Origin of the sequence: Hymenobacter sp. IS2118, from assembly GCF_000715495.1 — a bacterium.
Taxonomy (GTDB): domain Bacteria; phylum Bacteroidota; class Bacteroidia; order Cytophagales; family Hymenobacteraceae; genus Hymenobacter.
The window spans coordinates 1-5216 of record NZ_JNLX01000164.1; the positions used below are offsets into that span (position 1 = coordinate 1).

At 60.4% G+C, this 5216-nt stretch carries 5 protein-coding genes and 1 pseudogene; 3 read left to right on the forward strand and 3 right to left on the reverse strand.

Features of this window, described 5'->3' with window-relative positions; translation table 11 throughout:
• Positions 1-13: 13 nt before the first annotated feature.
• From GM79_RS16905 to GM79_RS16915, 3 genes are all read right to left on the reverse strand, one after another.
• Positions 14-1117 carry an ISAs1 family transposase gene (locus GM79_RS16905; RefSeq protein WP_035559885.1) on the reverse strand — a complete coding sequence of 368 codons (1104 nt, stop codon included), beginning with the start codon at positions 1115-1117 and terminating at the stop codon, positions 14-16.
• A 25-nt stretch (positions 1118-1142) separates the two neighbouring features.
• Positions 1143-2174, reverse strand: coding sequence for a YhcG family protein (locus GM79_RS16910; protein WP_035566224.1), 1032 nt, complete (start codon positions 2172-2174; stop codon positions 1143-1145).
• Positions 2175-2816: 642 nt separating this feature from the next.
• The gene (locus GM79_RS16915) at positions 2817-3089 is read right to left on the reverse strand and encodes a helix-turn-helix domain-containing protein (protein WP_262489466.1); all 273 of its coding nucleotides are present in this window, start codon (positions 3087-3089) and stop codon (positions 2817-2819) included.
• 177 nt (positions 3090-3266) lie between these two features.
• On the opposite strand from GM79_RS16915, the gene GM79_RS16920 reads away from it, so the two are divergent.
• The 3 genes and pseudogenes from GM79_RS16920 to GM79_RS16930 form a co-directional block, all read left to right on the forward strand.
• Positions 3267-3902, forward strand: coding sequence for a hypothetical protein (locus GM79_RS16920; protein WP_152560053.1), 636 nt, complete (start codon positions 3267-3269; stop codon positions 3900-3902).
• A gap of 15 nt (positions 3903-3917) precedes the next feature.
• Positions 3918-4220: a transposase gene (locus GM79_RS16925; RefSeq protein WP_072008647.1), complete on the forward strand. Its 303-nt coding sequence runs from the start codon at positions 3918-3920 to the stop codon at positions 4218-4220.
• A 39-nt stretch (positions 4221-4259) separates the two neighbouring features.
• A pseudogene (locus GM79_RS16930) lies at positions 4260-5060 on the forward strand (ISL3 family transposase); the annotation flags it as partial.
• Between the last annotated feature and the right edge of the window lie 156 nt (positions 5061-5216).

Sequence of the window (5216 nt, forward strand, 5' to 3'; positions counted from 1 at the left end):
CAGACTAACCGCACTATGCAAGTTGGTGGCAAATCTGGGTCAGCAGCTCTTCTAAATAGGCATCGTTCCATCCGAGCCGCTTTCGTTTTTTCTTGATGCTGACCCGTGTGGGGTCCTGTTGCAGCAGGTTAAGCGCCATTTTGCGCACGAGGGCCAGGTTTTCCACGGCTTGGGCCTGGCGCAAGCGGTGGGCGTCTTCGCCCAGCGTCACGTCCAGGTGCCAGTGGAGCTTGTTTTCAATGGCCCAGTGGTCGCGCACGGCGGCCGTGGCCTGGGCCGGGGTCAGGCTCGCGCGGCTGCTGAGGTAGTAGCGCACGGCCTGCGACTGGGCCGGTCCGTCGACCGGGTGGCGGGTGGTCGCGACCCGGACCAGGGCGGCCAGCCCCGGCCAACGGCCTTCTTCATCGACCCAGCGCAGGTCGGTTTGGACGCTGACCTGGGTGCAGAGCGGGGTGTTGTGGGAGGCCAGGCTCCAGGATTCGAGCGTCTGCCGAGCGGGCACCTGAGCCAGGGCGCGTTCGGCCTCGGCCAAGAGCGTGGCCTGGTTCTCCTTGAGGGCCAGCAGGTAATCACCGCCTTGCTGGCAAATCTGGGCCGCGATGGCAGGTTGGCAGCTGAGCGCATCGAGGCTGACGAGGCAGCCGCGTACGTCGAGTAGGGCCAGTACGTCGGGGATGGCCGCCAGTTCGTGGCCTTTGCCCGCCGTGGCCACCTGGGCCAGGCTCAGGCCCTGGGCGCTGGCCACGGCCGACACCACGTGCAGCGCCTGCGGGCCGGAGCCGCGCAGGGTCTTACCGTCGATACAAACCTGGCCGAGTTGGTCGGCGGGCAGCACCTGCCGCATCCAGGCCAGAAAGGCCGCGTTGAACGCCGCCGCGTCCAGGTGCTGAAAGACCCGCCGGAAGGTATCGTCGGACGGAATACCGTTGTCCAGCGAGAGGTAGCGCCGAAAGACGGGTTCTTTCTGCTGGCCAAACCAGGCGATTTCCTCAAAATCGTCGGCCCCGCTCAGCACAGCTAGCACGCTGATAACGAGAATGTCTAATAGTTTGTGGCGAAAGTTTTTATTCTGCCGCCGGAAGTCCGGCACGTCGGCTAAGTGGGTGAGTAACGACATCGAACCAAGGGGGTAAGCCGCAAATTTACCCTTGCGCACATAGTGCGGTTAGTCTGTATAGTTGGTCCAGTTTATCAATCTCCTTCTTCACCTCGTCAATCAATGCTTGCTCAGTGGGCAGATACAGCTGGTACTTGCTGGCCAAAATGGTCTGGTTATCGGCTGGGAGACTGATTTTCACCACCGCGTCGTTCTTATCGGCGCAAAGCAGGATGCCGATGGTGGGGTTTTCGTGGGGCAGCTTTTCGAGGCGGTCGTAATAGTTGACGTACATCTGGAGCTGGCCCAGGTCCTGGTGAGTGAGCTTGTCGGTCTTGATTTCGACCAGCACGAAGCACTGTAGTAGCCGGTTGTAGAACACGAGGTCCACGAAGAAGTCGTCGCCGTCCAGGTGCAGGCGCTGCTGCCGGGCCACGAAGCTAAAGCCGTTGCCCAGTTCCAGCAGAAACTCCTGCAGGTGCGTTATCAGGGCAGTTTCCAGGTCGCGCTCGTAGTAAGCGGCTTCCCGCTTCAGGCCTAGAAACTCCAGCACCATGGGGTCTTTGATGATGTCGCGGGCCTCTGTGGGCGGCTTTTCCTGGCGGGCCACGGCCATCACGGCGGCCACGTCATTGCTCAGCAGCAGGCGCTCGAAGAGCTGGCTGTTCACCTGCCGCTCCAGCTGCCGGGCTGACCAGTTGTTTTTGGTCGCTTCGGCCACGTAGAATTCGCGCTTATCCACGTTATCAAGCTGAATAAGCTTACGGTAATGCGTCCAGCTGAATTGTGAACGCAGCGCGGTCACAATTGGAAAGGTGCGGTAGAATTGCACGTACCAATGCAACTGCCGCCCTGAAAAGCCGCTGCCAAACTGCGGCTCAAGCTCCGCCGCTAAGCCCTTGATGAGCTTGCTGCCGTAAGCGGCCCGGTCGGCTCCGTGCTGCTCTTCCTCCAGGATGATTTGCCCGATGTGCCAGTAGAGCAGGACCCGCTCGGCATCGACGGCCCGCACCGCCTGCTGGCGCGCCTGCGTGATGAGGCCGCGCACGGCGGCCAGGAATTCCGGGTTAATGCTCATCGGGCGATGGGGGGTGGAAGAACGGCAATGAAGTAGTTCAGGGAAGCAGTAGCAAAACCTGCGTAACTGTTTCCGGCACCGGACGAAGGGGTGATGGCCCCACGCAAGCGAAAAAGGGACTGCCGTAGCCGTCGCATTTAGTCCGGGTTTTCTCCTTGATACAACTTGGCAAAGTTATTCATGACGCGACCAAGGGCTGCGACCTCGTGTACCAAGGAATAGCGGTGGCTGCAGCGGGGGCTACACGCCGCCCTAGCGGTACCACTCGGCCCGGACGTCGGACCCGTACCGGACGGCGCAACGCGTGAACAGCTGCGAATTGGCCCGTCTCGGTGAACAGTTCCAGCGGCCCATGCACTGGTGCAGGGTGCGGGACCCCATACACTGAACGTGCCCACGGTGGGCCTGGCCGCGGGCCTCTACACCGTGCGCCTGTTGCACGACGGGGCCACGGCCTGCCGCAAGTTGGTGGTGGAGTAACCGTGCCGCTGGTTGGTTCGGGGCTGTTTCATGGGCTCTGAGCACGTGACGCGCCTCCTAAAGCTGACGATGCGCGGCTACGTCGAACTACCCTTTTGTGGCCGCCTCGTCGCCCGGTGCTGGGTGCCGGGGCATCTTACCATCTGCTTGCCCAAGTGAGGGTTAGCCGGGGCTGCTTGCAACGGCAGGTGACACCTCGGGGTCGGAATGGGTGATGGCGGGGTCGTCGACCAGGTCCCGAACGTCGAGGGCCAGGGCGCGACTCAACGAAATAAGCAAATCCAGGGTCGGGGCCAGCTGGCGCAGCTCAATGCGCTTGATGGTGGACTGTTCCACGTTGGCGATGTCCGCGAGTTTCTGCTGGGAATAGCCGCGGGCTTGGCGCAATGACCGAAGCCGGTTGGCAAATACTTGGAGACCGACCGGATTTTTCACGGAGCAAGGTGGGACGCCAAGCGGGAGCAATTAAGGGCGTATACGCCCTTAATTGCTCCCGCTGTCGTATCATTGCACTCGTTGCATTTTTATCCATCGCTTCCCTGTTCGCTATTCCTCTGCCTCTTGAAGTGCATAGGGCAGCGACTACACGGGCTAATCCAGTGCGTTTCGCCAATGCTACTTCCTGATTTGCTACCGCCCCATTCCGGTCCCCGACGCATTTCCTTTGCGCACACTTCAGCGCGGCTGGTGGAGCAGGCGCTGATAGATGCCAACGCGCGGCGGGAGCGCCACTTTCCCGCCCTGAGTCCGGCTACCTGGAGCGAGGTGCTGCGGCAGTTGCAACCCGACGTGCTGGTGCACGGGACCGTGGTCATCTTTGATTGGCAAGGTCTCGCGCGCCAGGTCCAGGGCCTGGCCCTGGTCTTAAACATGCCCACGCTGGACCTGCCCATTGACGCGCCGAGTGCCATCGCGTCGACCGCGGACGAAGCACTCCGGGCTTACCAACGGCAAGCCGTGGCGGCGCTGGCAGAAATGCAGGAGAATGCACCGGCGTACGGCCCGCTTACTTACGCGTTGCTGATGAAACTGGCCTACGGCCACCCCCCGGTCGTGACGTCCGACGTTGCGGTCGAGGAGGTGCGCCAGGACCCGGCAGGTACGGGTTGCCCGCCGGTCCCCGAATCGCTCGTGCCGTTGCCGGTTGCTGCCGAGCACACTGGAGATTCGTTAAAACGGAGGCAAGGGCCCGGTTTATCACCGCGGCTGTCTAAGAAGCTGTTTAAGTTAAATTTGTGGCTACATTAACCGCAGAAGTCATACATGAGAATAAAGAAATATACCTCTGACCTAGATTTAGCAGCATGGCAGCGTATTGAGTCTTTGATTACGGTGCGTCGGCGCAGCAAATGGCCCTTGCGAGAAGTGATGAATGGAATTTTATACGTACTCAAAAACGGCTGTGGCTGGCGCGATTTACCCGGCGAGTTTCCCTGCTGGAACACGGTCCATTACTACTTCGCCAAGTGGGGCAAGGACGGAACCTGGGAAAACATAAACGCCTGTTTACTGGTGGATTATCGCGAGAAATACCCCACCGCTGAAAAAAAAAGGCCGGTTGTCTGACAATTTTAATGGAGCAGCGCTGCTGGCTTACCTTGGGGCATGAATGAGCTATCCTTTTACACCGACCTGCTGGGCTTGCCTCAAGTGGTCCTGACGGGCGTCACGGTCACGAAAACGACCATAGAAATCGCCTGTACCTTGACCGACACGCGGACGCTATGTCCTTCCTGTGGGGTAGAATGCACAGTGGTCAATGACCGGACCACGCGCCGGGTGCGTGACTTAAATATTTCGGAGCGAGCGGTTTACCTGCTGGTGCGCGTGCGGCAGTTTCGCTGCCCGCACTGCGGCAGTTGCCCGAGCGAGCGCCTACCGTTTGCCGATGCCAATAAGAGCTACACCCACCGGCAAGCCCGGTACGTATTTGCCTGGTGCCGCAAACAAGCCTACTGCGAAGTGGGGGCCATCGTGGGCATGCACGCCAAAACGGTGGAGCGCCTGGTCCTCGACCAGTGCCGGCAGGCCGAGCAACTGCCCCAGCGCTACGTCGGTCTGCGGCGCCTGGGCATTGACGAGCAAAGCCACCGCAAAGGCAAGAAGCACTTTATCTGCCTGCTCACCAACCTGGACACGGGCACGCTGGTCGACATTCTGCCAGACCGCAAAAAAGAAACCTTAGTCGCTTATTTCCAACGGCTTGGTCCAGCTTTTTGTCAGCAGATAACCGCCGTTAGCTGCGACATCTGGCAGCCGTATCTGGCCGTAGCGGCCACCTGTTTCCCGCAGGCCACGCTGGTACTGGACCGGTTTCACGTGGTAAAATTGCTTAATCAGGGCCTGGATGCCTTCCGGCGACGCTTGCGCCAGGAGGCCCCGGACGAAGCGGGCTACAAACAGCTCAAATGGGTGCAATTCAAATTGTCGCTAGGCCTCTCTTGCGGGATTGAAGGGTTCAATTTGCTGTCGCACCAGTTGCCATCGGTTACTCATGGCGCAGACGCGCAGGGTCAAGACGCGTTGGGCGCCGTTTTTGCCCCAGCGTTGGCCCGCCCGCTT

Coding starts and splice junctions, on each gene's coding strand:
- GM79_RS16910 (WP_035566224.1), bottom strand. CDS start 2,174: ATGAGCATTAACCCGGAATTCCTGGCCGCCGTGCGCGGCCTCATCACG.
- GM79_RS16920 (WP_152560053.1), top strand. CDS start 3,267: ATGCTACTTCCTGATTTGCTACCGCCCCATTCCGGTCCCCGACGCATT.
- GM79_RS16905 (WP_035559885.1), bottom strand. CDS start 1,117: ATGTCGTTACTCACCCACTTAGCCGACGTGCCGGACTTCCGGCGGCAG.
- GM79_RS16925 (WP_072008647.1), top strand. CDS start 3,918: ATGAGAATAAAGAAATATACCTCTGACCTAGATTTAGCAGCATGGCAG.